This window comes from Streptomyces sp. NPDC050625 (genome assembly GCF_040654755.1).
Taxonomy (GTDB): Bacteria; Actinomycetota; Actinomycetes; order Streptomycetales; family Streptomycetaceae; genus Streptomyces.
This window is the reverse complement of record NZ_JBFAIQ010000053.1, coordinates 19831-32652: the sequence shown is the minus strand read 5'-3', so window position 1 is coordinate 32652 and position 12822 is coordinate 19831. Positions and strand designations below refer to the sequence as shown.

Here is a 12822-nt window from a genome sequence, read left to right as displayed (position 1 = left end):
ATCGCCGCCCGGCCCCTTCCCCATCCGGTACGGACCACGGTCGGCGCGATCATCGCGGCCCGCCTGCGTGCCGCCCAGGCCTACCCGCCCCCTACGCTCGCGGCCGACCACCACGACGCACCCGTGGGGGACACCCCGCCGCCGATGACCGGCTCTGCCGCCGCGCGCACGGTGAGCGAGGCCCTGACCTACCGGGCCCTCACCGAATGCGCCGGCTGCGGCGCTCCCGCAACCGCCCCCGGCGAGGACCTCTGCCCAGCCTGCCTCGGCTGGCCGCCGTGCCGAACCTGCCCTGGACCGACGCCCCGGCGGGCCCACCCCGAGGGCGATGGCCGCTGCACCACGTGCGCCACCGCATCGACCCACCCGTTGGAAGGAAACACCCCATGACCACGGACGCACCACGAACGGCAGGGATCGCTCAGCAGCTGAGCCCATTTGGGCGGCAGCTGCAGCGGTGGGAGAGGAAACGGTCCCGCGCCGTGCGTGGCGGGCATGTCTGCTGCGGCTCCGGTTGCGCGGCCGGCTGCGAGCCCGTCCTGATCCGTGAACGGACGGGATGGGGGTGGATCGACCGGACGGTTCCGGCCGATGGCAGCCGGCCCGAACAGCCGTACACGGTCGCCGTGTTCACCCCGATCGCGACCTGGTCCCAGCGCCTCAGTCTGCGCTGGCTGGCCAGGCGTCCGGCACACCGGTTCCGCCTCGGTCCCCTGACCGTACGACCGGCCACGGCCGTCGTCACGGCCCTCACCCTGGTGGCGGCCGCCCTTGCGCTCATGCACGGCGTCCCCCTCAGCATCGTGCTGCCGGCGGCCGCCTTGACCCCGCTGCTCGTGGAGCACCTGCATAACCGGCTCGATACTCGCGCCGGCAAGAACGCCCGGATCGTCGAGGCCAAAGCCGCCTGCCGCTACCTGCAGCGTCTCGCCGCTCTGCACGCCGGCCTCGTCCAGGCGGCCGCCAGAAGCGACCGCTACGAGGTGAAGCGGGCCGCCGAGATCGGCCACCACCAGCTGTTCGACACAGCAGACCTGCTCCAGCACCACGACACCCTCCCGGTCTCCAGCGAGCTCATCGCCCGGGAGCGGCTGATGCTGCAACTCGCCGTCCAGACCCACCAGATCATCACGCCCACGCACGGCGACGCGGCGACAGCCCGGCACGACCCGTTCGGCGGGCAGTCACCGGGGGGTCCCTATCCGCCCGGGCCCCATCGACGACCCCAGCCCTCAGCCGAGCACACGACCCCCGTCCAGCCGACGAAGGAGAAGACGCGCATGCACCAGGACAGTTCCGAGCAGCCCACCGGCGAGGCATACCTCCTCTTCGCGCACGAGGCCAACTATCCGACCGCCGCCCAGGAAATCAACACCTCGCTCGTCACCGCAGCCTCCCTGCTGCACCCCCGTGTCCAGCAGCCGGACGGCGCCCGCATCTACGACCGCCTCGTCCGCGGCCGTCGGCCCGGCGAGATCGTGCCGCTTGCCACGCTCACCCACGAACTGGACGGCGGTACGCGCTGGCCGCAGGTCGGCGACTGGGAGACGGTCACCGCGGATCTCCTCCAGCTCATCCGGGACCGTGCATGCGATGCCCTCAGCCTCGGCCTGTCCGACATCGCCCGTGCCCTGGTGTGCTCCGGCCCGCACAGCGAGGTACGGGTCTACGACCCGGCGGCCGGACGGCATCGGGCGTACGGGCCCGCCGAACGCATCGAGGTCTTGGCCGAGGTCGGCAGGCAACTGGCGTGGGCGGAAGCCGGGTGCGCCCTGTGGCCGGGCGAGGGCCTGTTGATTCCCGCCGACCCCGGGAGCGCCAAGTGATGTTCGGCTACGCAGCGTACGAAATCTGGGCGGATTGCCGCAGACTGCTGACCCGGAGTACGCGCGCCGCGCGCCGCGGGCGCCGCCGGGCAGCGCGGGCAGAAGGAGACAGCACCGGACCCGTCACCGCGTCCGAGAACGACGTCGGCAAGCTCCCCCAGCCCGGCAGCTGTGGCTGAGACACAGGCTGTCGCGCCGCCCCAGACCACTGGCGGCGCGGCAACTGTGAACAGCTCAGTTGGTCTCAGCGCGGGCAATGGTTTGCATGACCGTTCCCTTCGGCCTCGGCTGTTCTGCCCCAGACGGTAACGGACACACGCCCAGAAGCCCCGCTTAACACCAGTCACCTAGCGCGCCAGCGACCCGGAGACAGTCTCCAAGGATTGCCGGCGGTACCAGGCTTTGCCCGGCGGCCCCCGGCGGCAACGCCTCGCGTCCCTTCGGTCACGAAACAGGTAACAAGCCTCCGATGTCGGGACAGTTGACGATGGGTCCCTCCACACTGGCCAGCATCGAGAAGCTGACCCGCATCGGGAAGGGGGGCCGTATCGGTGGAGTATGTGCGGCTTGCGGACGGCAGTCAGACAGTGGCCACGGCCGTCGTCAGCGTGATTCTGGGGGGCATCATCCTCTTCGCGATCGTCGCGAAGGTCGCCGAGAATCTGTCGGCCCTCGCCCGGAGCAAACCCAGCGATCTCGGTTTCCCTCTGATGATCGCGTCGGTGGTGTTCCTCGTCCTCTGGCTCGTCCTAGCAGTGTTCATGACGTCGGGGACGCAGGCGGCAGCCGTCGCTGGCGGCATCGTGGGCGTGCTGTTCCTCGGCATGCTGCTCCTCGGGTAGCCGGCCTCTTCGAGGCCGCGCGACCGCGGATGGAACGCGTCAGTGGATGGAAGAGGGGCAACTCTGCCGTGACGTCCCCGGATTCGACGGAGCCAGCGCAGACGCGGCGCTCGGTGATGGCCCGCGACGCCTGCCTGGTGGCTCTGGTCGGCACACCGACCCTCGTCTGGTACGGCGCCTGGCGCTTCGCGTCGGTGTCCCTGGCCGTGGCGGCGTGCGTCGCCTTGGGAGTCGGTTGTGCCGCCGCGCTGATCGCCTCTCGCCTGGGGCATGCGCGGAAGATGCTGGTGGCCCTGGGATTGCTGGCCCCTTCTGTGGCTCTCGCGGCGCTCACGGGCCGGGCGCAGGACTACTTCCTGCCGGGCATTCTGATCGACGCGCTCTACGCGGTGGTGCTGTCAGCGAGCGTGGCGCTGCGGCGGCCCCTGATCGGCGTGGTGCTGCGGGCCGTCGCCGGGCGATGGCGGTTCCGGGTTCCGGGTTCGAAGCGGGTGCACGCACTGCTCACCTTGCTGTGGGCGGCACGGTTCGCCGCGGAAGCCGTTGTGATGACCGTCCTGTACCTGCGCGGCGACACCGATGTCCTGCTCGTGGCGCGCTTCGTGCTGCGCGCGCCGTTGCAGATCGCCTGCGCCGCAGTGACGCTCGCCGTCCTGGCTTACGGCGCTGCCCGGCAGCGTAAGACGGAGACCGACTCGCCGAAGGTTGCCGGGAATTAGGGAGGCGAGTCCCGGTTGCCGGGCAAGGTGAGCCGTGTCGTACCCCTTGCGCGGACCAGGGTCCGCATGCCCCAGCGCGCCGGTACGGCGATGACGGCAGGGGGGACGAGTGCGCGGCTCCGGGCGATTGTCTCCGCGATCCGGCCGAGTTCCCCCGGCGACCCGTGCGGTGGCCGGCGCAGGACCAAGGAAGGCAGCGTCCTCCGACGTGTCCCTCGCGGGGGCAGGCGCGGATCCCCGTACCCTGATGCCCGGATGTCGGCAGACGGCAACAAGCGGGCGTGCCCGTCCAGTTCGCTCACCGCGCGGCGCCCGGCGGACGGCCGCCAGACCGGGTGCAGCGCGAGCAAGCCCTCCGGCCGTACCACCCGGAGTAACTCGGTCAGCAGTTCGTCGACGTCCCGTACATGCTGGGCGACGAAGCTCCCCAGGACGACGGAGAACGTGCGGTCACCGAAGGGCAGGGCCTGCCCGAGCGCGGCGACCGCCCTCGAACCCGCCGGGGGCTCGTCCGCGTACGCGGGGTCGACCCGGACGACATCCAGCCGCTCACGCCCGAAGGGTGAGTCGCCGGCGCCGATGTCGAGAATCGGACCCGCGCGGTCCACCACTTCCGAACCGAACACGCATGCGTAGAATTCCTCGGTTCCCCGCCCGGTTCTGATCGTTTGCCGTGAACGATCGAGATCCTTCTGGTGAGCTTCTCGCATCATTGTGCAGTTCCGATCTCAGATTATCGAACTACTGAGTACATATGGACAGTTCGTCGTGCGCGCGGTCACACTGTTGGAACTTTGCATCACTAATCAAGGGGGCGAGTGTGCAGCAAGGTAGTTCGGCCACCATCGAAGATTGCGAATTGTTCGAAGAGCTCGTGGGTTCGATCAAGCAGGACTGGCGTACGGCGGAGACGGCGGACAGCACACGAGAACGCCGGCGGCTTCTCGAACCGCGCGCCGATGAAGGCGTCACTTGGTGAGAAAGGATTCCGGTCTCCGGCGGTACAGCCGGCTGACCAGGGTTCATGCTGCGAGCGCCGCGGCTTTCGTCTACCCCCTCGGCCCCTTGGTGGCCGCGGGGGGAGACGTCTCCCCAGCTCCGGTGATCGCGGTCTCGGCCCTCGGGGTGCTCGGTCACACCTATGGATGCACGGTCAACGACCTCGCCGATCTGGAGTCCGACCGTCGGAACCCAGCGCGACGCAGAAGTGTTCTGGTCAGTGGCGCTATCAGTATTACCGGGGCGCGTATCGCGCTCGGGGTTCAGTTGGCTCTGGCCGTCGTGCTGACGATCTTCGCCACGGTCGCCGGAGAATCGGGGTGGTTGTTCGCCGTAGGCATGACCGTCCTTTTCGCAACCGTCACTTTTTCCAACACCCATCAGAAGCGCAGGATCGCCCATCCTTTGGTGATGGACCTCCTGTTCGGCGTGAACATGGGCGCACCGGCTGTCCTGTGCTGTGTCGTGACGGCCCCGCATGATCTCACGCCTGCATGGCTGGTGGCCGTGGTCTTCGGTATCCACATGGTCCTGCTCAATGTCGTCGCCGGAAATCTCAAGGACCTCGAACACGACCGGGCGGTGGGAGACGACACGACGGCGCTCCGGGCGGGGGTGCGGCTGACCGATTCAGGTCGGCTGATACCGACGCACTCCTATCTGCTGCTGCTCTGCGTTCTGCTGCTCGGTTCGGTGGCCTCCCTTCTCGTACTGGTCCTGGCCGCGCCGTCTCCGGCCGGGCACCGCGCGGTGGCGACGGCCGTACTGCTCGTCCTCCAGGGCGTGGCCTGCCATTCGCTGTGGACGCTGGTGCGGCAGGCGCGGGCCGTGGATCCGAACGGCCGGGAGCGTTATCTCGGCTTGAATTTCTTCTCGTTGATGGTGGCGTGCTTGCTCTGGGCACCCCTCGCGACGGTCGTCGTCGCCGTCCTCACCGCCGTGTGGCTCGTGCTGACCCGCGGCCTGGTGACCCTCCCTACCCGTGAGCAGGAGAAGATCGCCTGATGCCGTCCCTGAACGAGGCGCGCTCCGCGGTGCCTTGGGAAACCATCGTCGCTCGCATTCACCAAGAGATCACCCGCGCCGTACCCGCGCTCGACACGACGGTCCGGGGACTCCCTCGCAAGGTGTTCGGCCTAGATTCCGGCTTCTTCTACATGCCACTCGCCCAGGCCATGCACTGGGGGGAGGAGGACGGAGGCTGGCTGGAGGAGGTCGCCACCGTCTTCGGCCTCGGGCACCTGTATTACGTCCTGCACGACCAGCTCGTTGACCACGGACGGCTTTCCCCCAGGCAAGCTGTGCTCATGGACGCCGCGCTCACCCTGTACCTGACGCGCGGGGCACGGCTTGGGGCCGGAACCGAGCGCTTCCTGGTGTCACATGCCGTCGGTGCGGCCGCCTATGCCGAGGCGCTGTTGCGGGACATCGCGCACAACGAGCGGCCTGGAGACGACTACAGCCCCGACGACGTGTTCCGTCTGGGAGAGAAGGCCGCCCCCGGGATTCTGGCCCTGGTCGTCGTGGCGGCGCGCTGCGGACGGTCGCGGCACCTCGCGGAGCTTCCCCAAGCCGTCACGGACCTGTGTTCCGGACTCCAGTTGCTCGACGACCTGCAAGATCTGAGGGAGGACTGGGAACACCGCAACGTCACCTTCCCCGTCTCCCTGGGCATCAGCGCCCTGGGCATCAGCGTCCCGGACAGTGCCGACCCCTCGCTCACGCCCTTCGCCGCACACACCGCGGACGACCTCCTCGACGCGCTGTATCTGAGCGGCGGAGCGGCCGTGGTGCTGCGACTCGCACTGCGCTGCCTGGAGCGGGCGCGCGCCGCGCTGTCGCGGACCGACGCCGGAGTCGTCCTCGGACTGACCGACACATGGGCCGAGCGCGCCGCAGGGCAGCTCGACCGAGCGGAGAAGGGATCAGGCGCCCATGCTCGTCTGGGGTGATCGCGTGAAGCCCCCGGTCCGCACCCGGCTGACCGGGCACACCTACGGTGTCTACTACACCCTCTGCATAGGTCTCTTCCGCCCCACTGTGCGGGTGCCGCGCACGGTGATGCCCCCGGACCCGGTGCTCTACTACATGCCGCACGGGGACCTCGTTCCCGGGGTCTTCGCCGCTCGCGTATTCCGTCATTTCGCCTGGGTCAACGACAACACGGTCGGCGGCTACGCGGCAGCACTGCCCGCTCTGGCCGCAGGAGTGGACGTCTTCCGCATCGGCCGTGGAGGACACCGCAGCCCGTATGAGCAGGTCCGGGATTTCCTCCGCGAGCGCACGGGGCCCGTCGGGATATTCACGGACGGAGGCCGCCGGGACGGCAGGGTGAGGACTTCCCTTGCAGCGCTGGCGAAGGACACCGGCAGGCCGGTTGCCCCCTTGCGCGTCCGCGCGGACCGGGCCTGGGAGTTCCAGGGCCAGTCGGTGCCCCGTCCGTTCAGTACGATCCGGGTCGCCCGGGGCGAGCCGATCCCCGCCGCCGCGCTGTCCGCGGCCGGAGAGCGGAGCCGGGAGATGCTCCAGCACGCCCTGGACGCACTGAGCGAGGCGGCACCAGGCGGGCGAGAGACACCGTGAGGGACGCCAGGACCGCGCACGGCACTGCCGTACCGGCCGCAGCCGTCTCGGGTTGTGACGGCACAGGGATCGCCGGACGCCTCTGGGACTACACGGGTCTGGTGCGGCTGGAGTGCCTGCCCCTGCTGTCGGCGCCCTTCCTGCTGGGCTTTGCCGTATTACCCACCGGCTCACCGGCGACGGCGTACGCCTGGTTCGCAGCTGGCCTGGCCCTGCACGGCCTCAGCTGTGCCAGCAACGACATCGCGGACAGGGAACTGGACGCCCTGGACCCACGGCGAGCCAACCGGCCCCTCACCTCGGGACGCGTACCGGTCCGGCACGCTGTCGTCCTGTCGCTGCTCCTGGGCGCGCTGTTCACGCTCGCGGTGCTCACCCTGCCCAGCGAGCACCCTTCCCTCCTGTGGGTCTCCCTGGCCCTCACTGTCTGGGGCAACATGCGGCAGAAGCGCTCCCGTGTCCCCACACCGGTGTCCGACCTGCTCTGGGGCATCAGCGTGGCCGCGCCACTGCTCGCGTTCACCCCGGCGCCCACGGTCGGACATCTGGCGGCGGCGGCCGCTCTCGCCCTGGTGGTCACCGCGTTCGACGTGGCGGGAGGAGACGTCAAGGACCTGGAGACGGACCTGTCCGCCGAGCTCCGCACCACGGCGATCGTGCTGGGCCTGCGGCCCGGACCGCACGGCGTCGGCACGTCCACCGCGTTCCGGCTGACGATGACAGCCGGCTACGCGGTGACAGGGGCGCTGTGCCTGACGGCACTCCTTACCGCGTCGGCCCCGCTTCCGCTCCTCCTGACCGCCCTCACGGCCCTCCTCGCGGGCACTGCGCCCCTGGCACGCCACACCGCCGGACGGCGTGTCTCGGCCGGCGGCCGCAGCGTGCTGTTCCTGGCCGGCCCGTTCGTCGCGGTGCTGGGCGCGACGGCGACCCTGGCACCCCGCCCCGCCCAAGTCGCCCTGAGCATGGGAGCCGTGACGGGAGCCACACTCGCGGCCGCCCTAGGCCGACGGCTCCTGGCCCGCACCGCACGGCGCCTCCCGTCTGCGCACAAGGAGCTGTCGGAGGCGCGTGAAGGGCTGCCCGACCTGGGGAACGGGTCAGAAGACCCGGGCCGCCGGCTGGGTTTGTGAGCGCACCGCGGTCCGATGGCCTGCCGGCGGGAACCCCTACAACTCCAGGCTGAACCAGATGGTCTTCCCCTGGTCCGTCGGCCGTACGCCCCAGTCGTCGGCGAAAGCGCGAACGAGTAGGAGGCCACGCCCGGACTCCTCGTCCTGCGCGGCGAAGCGCGGCTGGGAGGTGAGGGCTGCGGTCACTGACCTCGACGGTGATGCCGGCGCCGGTACGGCACGCGTGCACCCCGAGCGGGCCGTGGGCGTGCTGTACGGCGTTGGTGAGGACCTCGAGAGCAGCAGGAGCGCGTTGTCCATGGTGCCCGCGCAGCCCTAGGTGCTCAACGCCTTGGCGAGGAAGTCGCGGCCTGCCGGCACGGACTCGGGCATGGCGGGCAGGTCCGTGGTGGCCGTGGCCAGCGGGGCGGCGGGGAGCTGGGTCAGGAGCAGCGTTACGTCGTCGTGGCCGTCCGTGTCGGGCAGCAGTGTCGACAGGAGGTGGTCGGCGGTTGCCTCCAGGTCAATTGCGGCAGCCGGAAGTTCGTCCAGGGTCGCGATCAGCTGGGTGAGCTTGTCCTCGATGTCGGCCCCGGGAGTCTCTATCAGGCGGTTGTGGGCGTAGCCGTTGCGGTGTTCGGAGTGGGGCGGAAGCGGCCGGGGATGAGGAGTTCGACGGGGTGGCCGAGGAGTTCTTCGCAGCGGTAGCCGAAGAGGGCTACGGTCTGGGCGTTGACGAGGCGGATGTTGCCGGTGCCGTCGACGGCATCCGCTACCGGATCTTCTCCCACATGCAGTCGACGGCCCATCTGATCAGCCGCTTGTGGGCGGTCTTGAAAGAGCCGAGTTCGTCGGGGCGTCCGCAGAGACGCAACATGTGACTCGGCACCAGACGACCGACATCGCTGGAACCACGGCCGGATGCACAGCGTCGTATTGCTCGCCCGGACCCTCTGCGCGCCTTTGGGTGAGCACCCCGTCGGAAGGGAGCGGCGTAATGCGCGATTCCAGGCTGGTGCAGACGGCGGGCATCCTTCGATTGAGGCCGCAGGCTACAGCCGCACCTCAGAGCAGACCGACGACGGCCAACGCCTTTGACTTGTCTGCGGGCTGATGTAGTACATGCCCGTGTTCAAGGCTTTTCAGCTGCACACCGCCCTTGGGGACGAGATCGGCGTGGAAGGTCGACCATGCGCGGCAAACCGAGCAGACCTCGCCCGTCAGGAACGGGCGCAGCAGGTGCAGCTCATGTGTGGAGTCCCGCAGGTAGAGGCTGCCGGGTTCCAAGTCGTGTCTCAACGAAGTGGCAGCCTTGGTCGGTACAACGGGATGGTCCCCCGTCAGCTCGCGGTAGCGGATGTCGGCCGTTTTGGCGAGGGTGTCCCAGCGGGTCTCGTTCGGGCAGGCCGACGGCGTTGATCCCTGCGGTATGCCGTCCCCATGAGGTACGCGCAGGGTGGTGGGCTGACCGCCGAGGGGTGGTCGTTACGGCTGTCTCACCGAATCCGGACTCGTCCGTAGCCCACCGTGACGACATCAAGCATCCACGGTCAGTAACCGGCAGGTTGGAAAACGCTCACTTGCCCGGAAAGAGTTCCAGTAGACGGGAAACCCTGCGCCAGCCACCCGTGCAGATCGCCCCGAGCACGGCACCCGCAGCCACACACCATCCCCGCATGTCCTGGGGGATACCGAGCGCGGCCACGACGGAAGATGCCGACAGCGCACCAGAAATTGCCGCCAGGATGATCAACATGACGTGCGCCGATTCTTTCAAGGCGCTACGCGCCATGGAAACGGGCTCGACGTTCTCCAGATCACTCTCAGGAAGAAGACTCTGGACCAGGCGCCGGGAGTACCTTTCCCCGACCGTGAGCATCTTGGCCGCCAGATCGCGGAGCGCGTCTTCCGGCTCCGCATCGATCCGGAACATCTCCCGGCGCAGTGCTCCCGCCACATGAAACGCGTGCTCACGTGCCGGGCGGTGCCGCAGGGACCTGATGGACATCGTGGCCGAGGTTTGATGAGCGCGGAGGATTCCTCGCTCAACTGATCGGTAGCGGCGATCGAGCGTGCGCAGACGGGCGGGCAGGCTCGCGGCCGGAGCCTGGAGCATGACGGCACACGCGATCACTGCTTGCTCGATGTCGAGGACCAGCTTGTTCCGGACCGTACTGCGGGGTACTCGCGTCGACAGGAACCACAGCCCCAGCACTCCGAGCGCCAGCAGAACCGGCACCAGGAGGAGCCTTCTCACATCGCTGCTGATGAACTCCACGCACACCAGCACGGAATACACCAGGGCGAGGATGGTGAGAACGAATTCGAAGAAGCCGGAATCGGGCGGCGTCTTGAGGATGTTGCGTGTCTCGGTGAGGTCGATGTGCGACAAGGACAGCTGATCGACCGCCGCGAGGAAATTGGCCTCACGTTCAGCAGCCCGACTCAGCTCCGCCCGCACCCAGTCGTCCCGATCCACCAGCGCATACGGATCACCCACGAAGCCCCCAGTCGCGCCCTGCCATATCTCCAGCAAGGGCTCCAGGCTAGCCGCTCAGGCATACTCTGGCGCTGAGCGTTTTCCAACCTGCCGGATACTGACCTTGGATGCGTGTTTCTGGCTTACCTCGGCGCACAAGCTGCAGCGAGTTCGGACACGAACCGATTCCTCAGCCGCGGAACGCTGCCGCCTTCGGCCCCGGCTGGAACACCAGCGCGTTCAGCGGACGCGTACGGGTGGGCTGAATGACCGCCAGCCAGCCGTCTCCGCTGGTAATGCAGTACGGGATGCCGGAGTAGCCCTGCCACTTCCAGCTGATCCACCAGCGAGGCTCGCTCCGGTGTCCCGCGCGCCGCCGCGGGGTGGGCAGCCGCTGACCGGCCAGTTCGACGTCGTCGAGCTGGACCCCGAGGCCCTGCATGTGGGCCAGGCCCGCCAGCGCCGCGCGCCGCAGCGGACTGTCATCGCCCCATCGTCGGAAGGCCCACCGCATGTCCGGGGTCGCCAGCAGGCCTGTGTCCTCTGGTGCGTCCGGCAGCGCAATGCGGGAGATGGTGATGAACCCCTGCTGCTGCCACTCGATCAGCTTCGCACGCACGGGGCGGGGGATGTAGCGGTCGAGTCCGTCGACCGCGTCGATCATGTCGTGACGCTCGGCCCGGCCGGCGTTGGGGTCCTCGGCGATCCCGTGCAGCACGGCGAGGGCCTGGGTGAGCGTGTCGCCCCGCTGCCACAGCGGGAGCATCTCCGTGCCCTCGGCCTCAAGCTGCTCGCGCGCGGAGTCGTCGAACTGGAACTGCAACCCGCGGGAAGTACCCGCGAGCGCACGGCGCAGCGGTGCGTAGGGGTTGCCGCGCCCGGAGAACAGGGACTGGAGGACGACCTCCGTGATCCGCTCGTCGCGCTCGAACCGGATGGCGATGTCGACGTCATGCGGTTCAACGGCGCCCCGAGCAAAGCTCCCGAACAGCCACACCTGTAGCACCAGGTGCAGCGGCCAATCACGGTCACGGAGCGGTCATCGACAGCGCCCGCCGCTCGCTCCGTGACCCAGGCCCTGACCTATCGGGCCCTCGTCGAGTGCGCCGGCTGCGGCCTGCGCGGACGCGTCCCCGGTGAAGACCTCTGCCCGGCGTGCCTCGGCTGGCCGCTGGGCCGCACCTGCCCCGGACCAACAGCTTGGCGAGCCCACCCCGATGGCGACGGCCGCTGCACAACGTGCGCCTCCGCCTGATCGACCCACCGGAAGGGAAGCCGTGACCGACCCCGGCCGCACCCCACCGCCACCCGGCTTCGCGCAGCACCACCATCCCTTCACCGCTGAACCGGGCCGGTCGGAGGCGGAACACGGACGCGCCCTACGAACCGGCGATGTCCGCGACCCCACCTGCATAGCCGAGTGCGAACTTGTGCTCGTTTACGAGCGCACCGGGTGTGGCTGGCTCGCCTGGACCGTCCCAGGCGACGGCTCCCGGCCCGAACTCCCCCACCAGATCGGAGTTCTCCCCCCATCGGCCATGCGCACGCGGCGCCTGGCACTGCGTCGGCTGACCAGGCGGCCCGCCCGGTGCAGCGGGCCCGTGATGGTGTGAATTGCGATATCAGCGGTGTCGGCCGTGCTGTCGGGGATGAACTGAAGGCCAACAAGGACCACGGTTGTGGGTACGGGTGAGATTGGGGTGCCGTGCCAGTGCGGAGACCTCCTGGGAGGTGGGTCCGAATAACGTGCGAACATGCGCATTTGCGGGCTGAGTTGTTGCGCCGTGCGGCTATCGACCAGTATGCGCGGGGTGTGCGGGAAGACGGATGGGTTGCGCCGGATGGTGCGGCGACGGCGCAGGTGGATGGCGACAATGCGGCCTGGTTCGGGTCGGTTCTTGAGCGGTACGGATGGCCGGGCCACCGTATGGTCGGTGAGGAAGCCGCGAATGCTGCGTGGCTGCTGGCCCAGCACGCGGACGCCAGCCCGGTCCTGCAGGAGCGTGCCCTTGAACTTCTGACCGCGGCCGTCGCATCGGGCGATGCCACGCCTTGTCAGCTGGCCTATCTGACGGATCGCTGCCAGGTGAACCAGGGTTTGCCGCAGACGTACGGTACGCAGTATGTCGCTGGCCCCGACGGGCAGTTCACTCCGCATCCGATTGCCGACATCGTTCACCTGGACGAGCGCCGGGCTCGTGCTGGTATGGAACCCCATGCTGAGTACGACTCTGTCATGCGCGGGATGTCCAGCTGATCCAT

The 12822-nt window shown here is 68.9% G+C and carries 16 protein-coding genes and 2 pseudogenes; 12 read left to right on the top strand and 6 right to left on the bottom strand.

Going from position 1 to position 12822, the window contains the following annotated elements:
* The 4 genes and pseudogenes from AB0I54_RS45330 to AB0I54_RS45315 form a co-directional block, all read left to right on the top strand.
* Positions 1-390, top strand: a pseudogene (locus tag AB0I54_RS45330) (hypothetical protein); the annotation flags it as partial.
* Complete coding sequence (locus AB0I54_RS45325; protein ID WP_363302246.1) at positions 387-1826, top strand: hypothetical protein; 1440 nt, start codon at positions 387-389, stop codon at positions 1824-1826. The pseudogene AB0I54_RS45330 and the gene AB0I54_RS45325, both read left to right, overlap by 4 nt.
* 551 nt (positions 1827-2377) lie before the next feature.
* A complete protein-coding gene (locus AB0I54_RS45320; RefSeq protein WP_363302245.1) occupies positions 2378-2668 on the top strand; it encodes a hypothetical protein in 291 nt (96 codons plus the stop codon).
* Positions 2669-2736: 68 nt separating this feature from the next.
* On the top strand, positions 2737-3387 hold the full coding sequence (locus AB0I54_RS45315; RefSeq protein WP_363302244.1) for a DUF3159 domain-containing protein: 651 nt from the start codon (positions 2737-2739) through the stop codon (positions 3385-3387).
* On the opposite strand, the gene AB0I54_RS45310 is transcribed toward AB0I54_RS45315, so the two are convergent.
* On the bottom strand, positions 3384-4013 hold the full coding sequence (locus tag AB0I54_RS45310) for a methyltransferase domain-containing protein (RefSeq protein ID WP_363302243.1): 630 nt from the start codon (positions 4011-4013) through the stop codon (positions 3384-3386). The genes AB0I54_RS45315 and AB0I54_RS45310 overlap by 4 nt on opposite strands.
* A 194-nt stretch (positions 4014-4207) precedes the next feature.
* Here AB0I54_RS45310 and AB0I54_RS45305 point away from each other — a divergent pair, with 194 nt between their 5' ends.
* The 5 genes from AB0I54_RS45305 to AB0I54_RS45285 are packed head-to-tail and all read left to right on the top strand — an operon-like array spanning position 4208 to position 8102.
* On the top strand, positions 4208-4366 hold the full coding sequence (locus tag AB0I54_RS45305; protein WP_363302242.1) for a hypothetical protein: 159 nt from the start codon (positions 4208-4210) through the stop codon (positions 4364-4366).
* Positions 4363-5391 carry a UbiA family prenyltransferase gene (locus tag AB0I54_RS45300; RefSeq protein ID WP_363302240.1) on the top strand — a complete coding sequence of 343 codons (1029 nt, stop codon included), beginning with the start codon at positions 4363-4365 and terminating at the stop codon, positions 5389-5391. The genes AB0I54_RS45305 and AB0I54_RS45300 overlap by 4 nt, the downstream gene beginning before the upstream one ends.
* Complete coding sequence (locus AB0I54_RS45295) at positions 5391-6338, top strand: hypothetical protein (RefSeq protein WP_363302239.1); 948 nt, start codon at positions 5391-5393, stop codon at positions 6336-6338. The genes AB0I54_RS45300 and AB0I54_RS45295 overlap by 1 nt, the downstream gene beginning before the upstream one ends.
* A 4-nt stretch (positions 6339-6342) precedes the next feature.
* Positions 6343-6969 carry a hypothetical protein gene (locus AB0I54_RS45290; RefSeq protein ID WP_363302238.1) on the top strand — a complete coding sequence of 209 codons (627 nt, stop codon included), beginning with the start codon at positions 6343-6345 and terminating at the stop codon, positions 6967-6969.
* Entirely contained in the window at positions 6966-8102 is a 1137-nt protein-coding gene (locus AB0I54_RS45285) for a UbiA family prenyltransferase (protein WP_363302237.1), read from the top strand. The genes AB0I54_RS45290 and AB0I54_RS45285 overlap by 4 nt, the downstream gene beginning before the upstream one ends.
* Before the next feature lie 36 nt (positions 8103-8138).
* Here the strand turns inward: AB0I54_RS45285 and AB0I54_RS45280 are convergent, their stop codons facing one another.
* Together AB0I54_RS45280 and AB0I54_RS45275 are read right to left on the bottom strand one after the other, a co-directional pair.
* Positions 8139-8288, bottom strand: coding sequence for an ATP-binding protein (locus AB0I54_RS45280; protein WP_363302236.1), 150 nt, complete (start codon positions 8286-8288; stop codon positions 8139-8141).
* 398 nt (positions 8289-8686) lie between these two features.
* Positions 8687-8827 (bottom strand): hypothetical protein, encoded by a 141-nt coding sequence (locus AB0I54_RS45275; RefSeq protein ID WP_363302249.1) that lies wholly within the window; start codon positions 8825-8827, stop codon positions 8687-8689.
* Between AB0I54_RS45275 and AB0I54_RS45270 the strand changes: the two genes are divergently transcribed.
* Positions 8762-8962, top strand: a complete 201-nt coding sequence (locus tag AB0I54_RS45270; protein ID WP_363302251.1) for a hypothetical protein — start codon at positions 8762-8764, stop codon at positions 8960-8962. The two genes, AB0I54_RS45275 and AB0I54_RS45270, sit on opposite strands and share 66 nt — an antisense overlap.
* Before the next feature lie 184 nt (positions 8963-9146).
* Here AB0I54_RS45270 and AB0I54_RS45265 read toward each other — a convergent pair whose 3' ends face one another.
* The 3 genes from AB0I54_RS45265 to AB0I54_RS45255 all read right to left on the bottom strand — a co-directional run bounded on the left by AB0I54_RS45265 (position 9147) and on the right by AB0I54_RS45255 (position 11569).
* Positions 9147-9368, bottom strand: a complete 222-nt coding sequence (locus tag AB0I54_RS45265) for a hypothetical protein (RefSeq protein ID WP_363302235.1) — start codon at positions 9366-9368, stop codon at positions 9147-9149.
* Positions 9369-9657: 289 nt separating this feature from the next.
* The gene (locus AB0I54_RS45260) at positions 9658-10617 is read right to left on the bottom strand and encodes a hypothetical protein (RefSeq protein ID WP_363302234.1); all 960 of its coding nucleotides are present in this window, start codon (positions 10615-10617) and stop codon (positions 9658-9660) included.
* A 133-nt stretch (positions 10618-10750) separates the two neighbouring features.
* Positions 10751-11569, bottom strand: coding sequence for a nucleotidyltransferase domain-containing protein (locus AB0I54_RS45255; RefSeq protein ID WP_363302248.1), 819 nt, complete (start codon positions 11567-11569; stop codon positions 10751-10753).
* A 24-nt stretch (positions 11570-11593) separates the two neighbouring features.
* Here AB0I54_RS45255 and AB0I54_RS45250 point away from each other — a divergent pair.
* Positions 11594-11815, top strand: a pseudogene (locus tag AB0I54_RS45250) (hypothetical protein); the annotation flags it as partial.
* A 507-nt stretch (positions 11816-12322) separates the two neighbouring features.
* Positions 12323-12817 carry a DUF6624 domain-containing protein gene (locus AB0I54_RS45245; protein WP_363302233.1) on the top strand — a complete coding sequence of 165 codons (495 nt, stop codon included), beginning with the start codon at positions 12323-12325 and terminating at the stop codon, positions 12815-12817.
* Positions 12818-12822: the final 5 nt, after the last annotated feature.

Bases quoted from the DNA above. Each gene is read 5' to 3' on its own strand.
- AB0I54_RS45295 (WP_363302239.1), top strand. From the start codon at position 5,391: ATGCCGTCCCTGAACGAGGCGCGCTCCGCGGTGCCTTGGGAAACCATC.
- AB0I54_RS45325 (WP_363302246.1), top strand. From the start codon at position 387: ATGACCACGGACGCACCACGAACGGCAGGGATCGCTCAGCAGCTGAGC.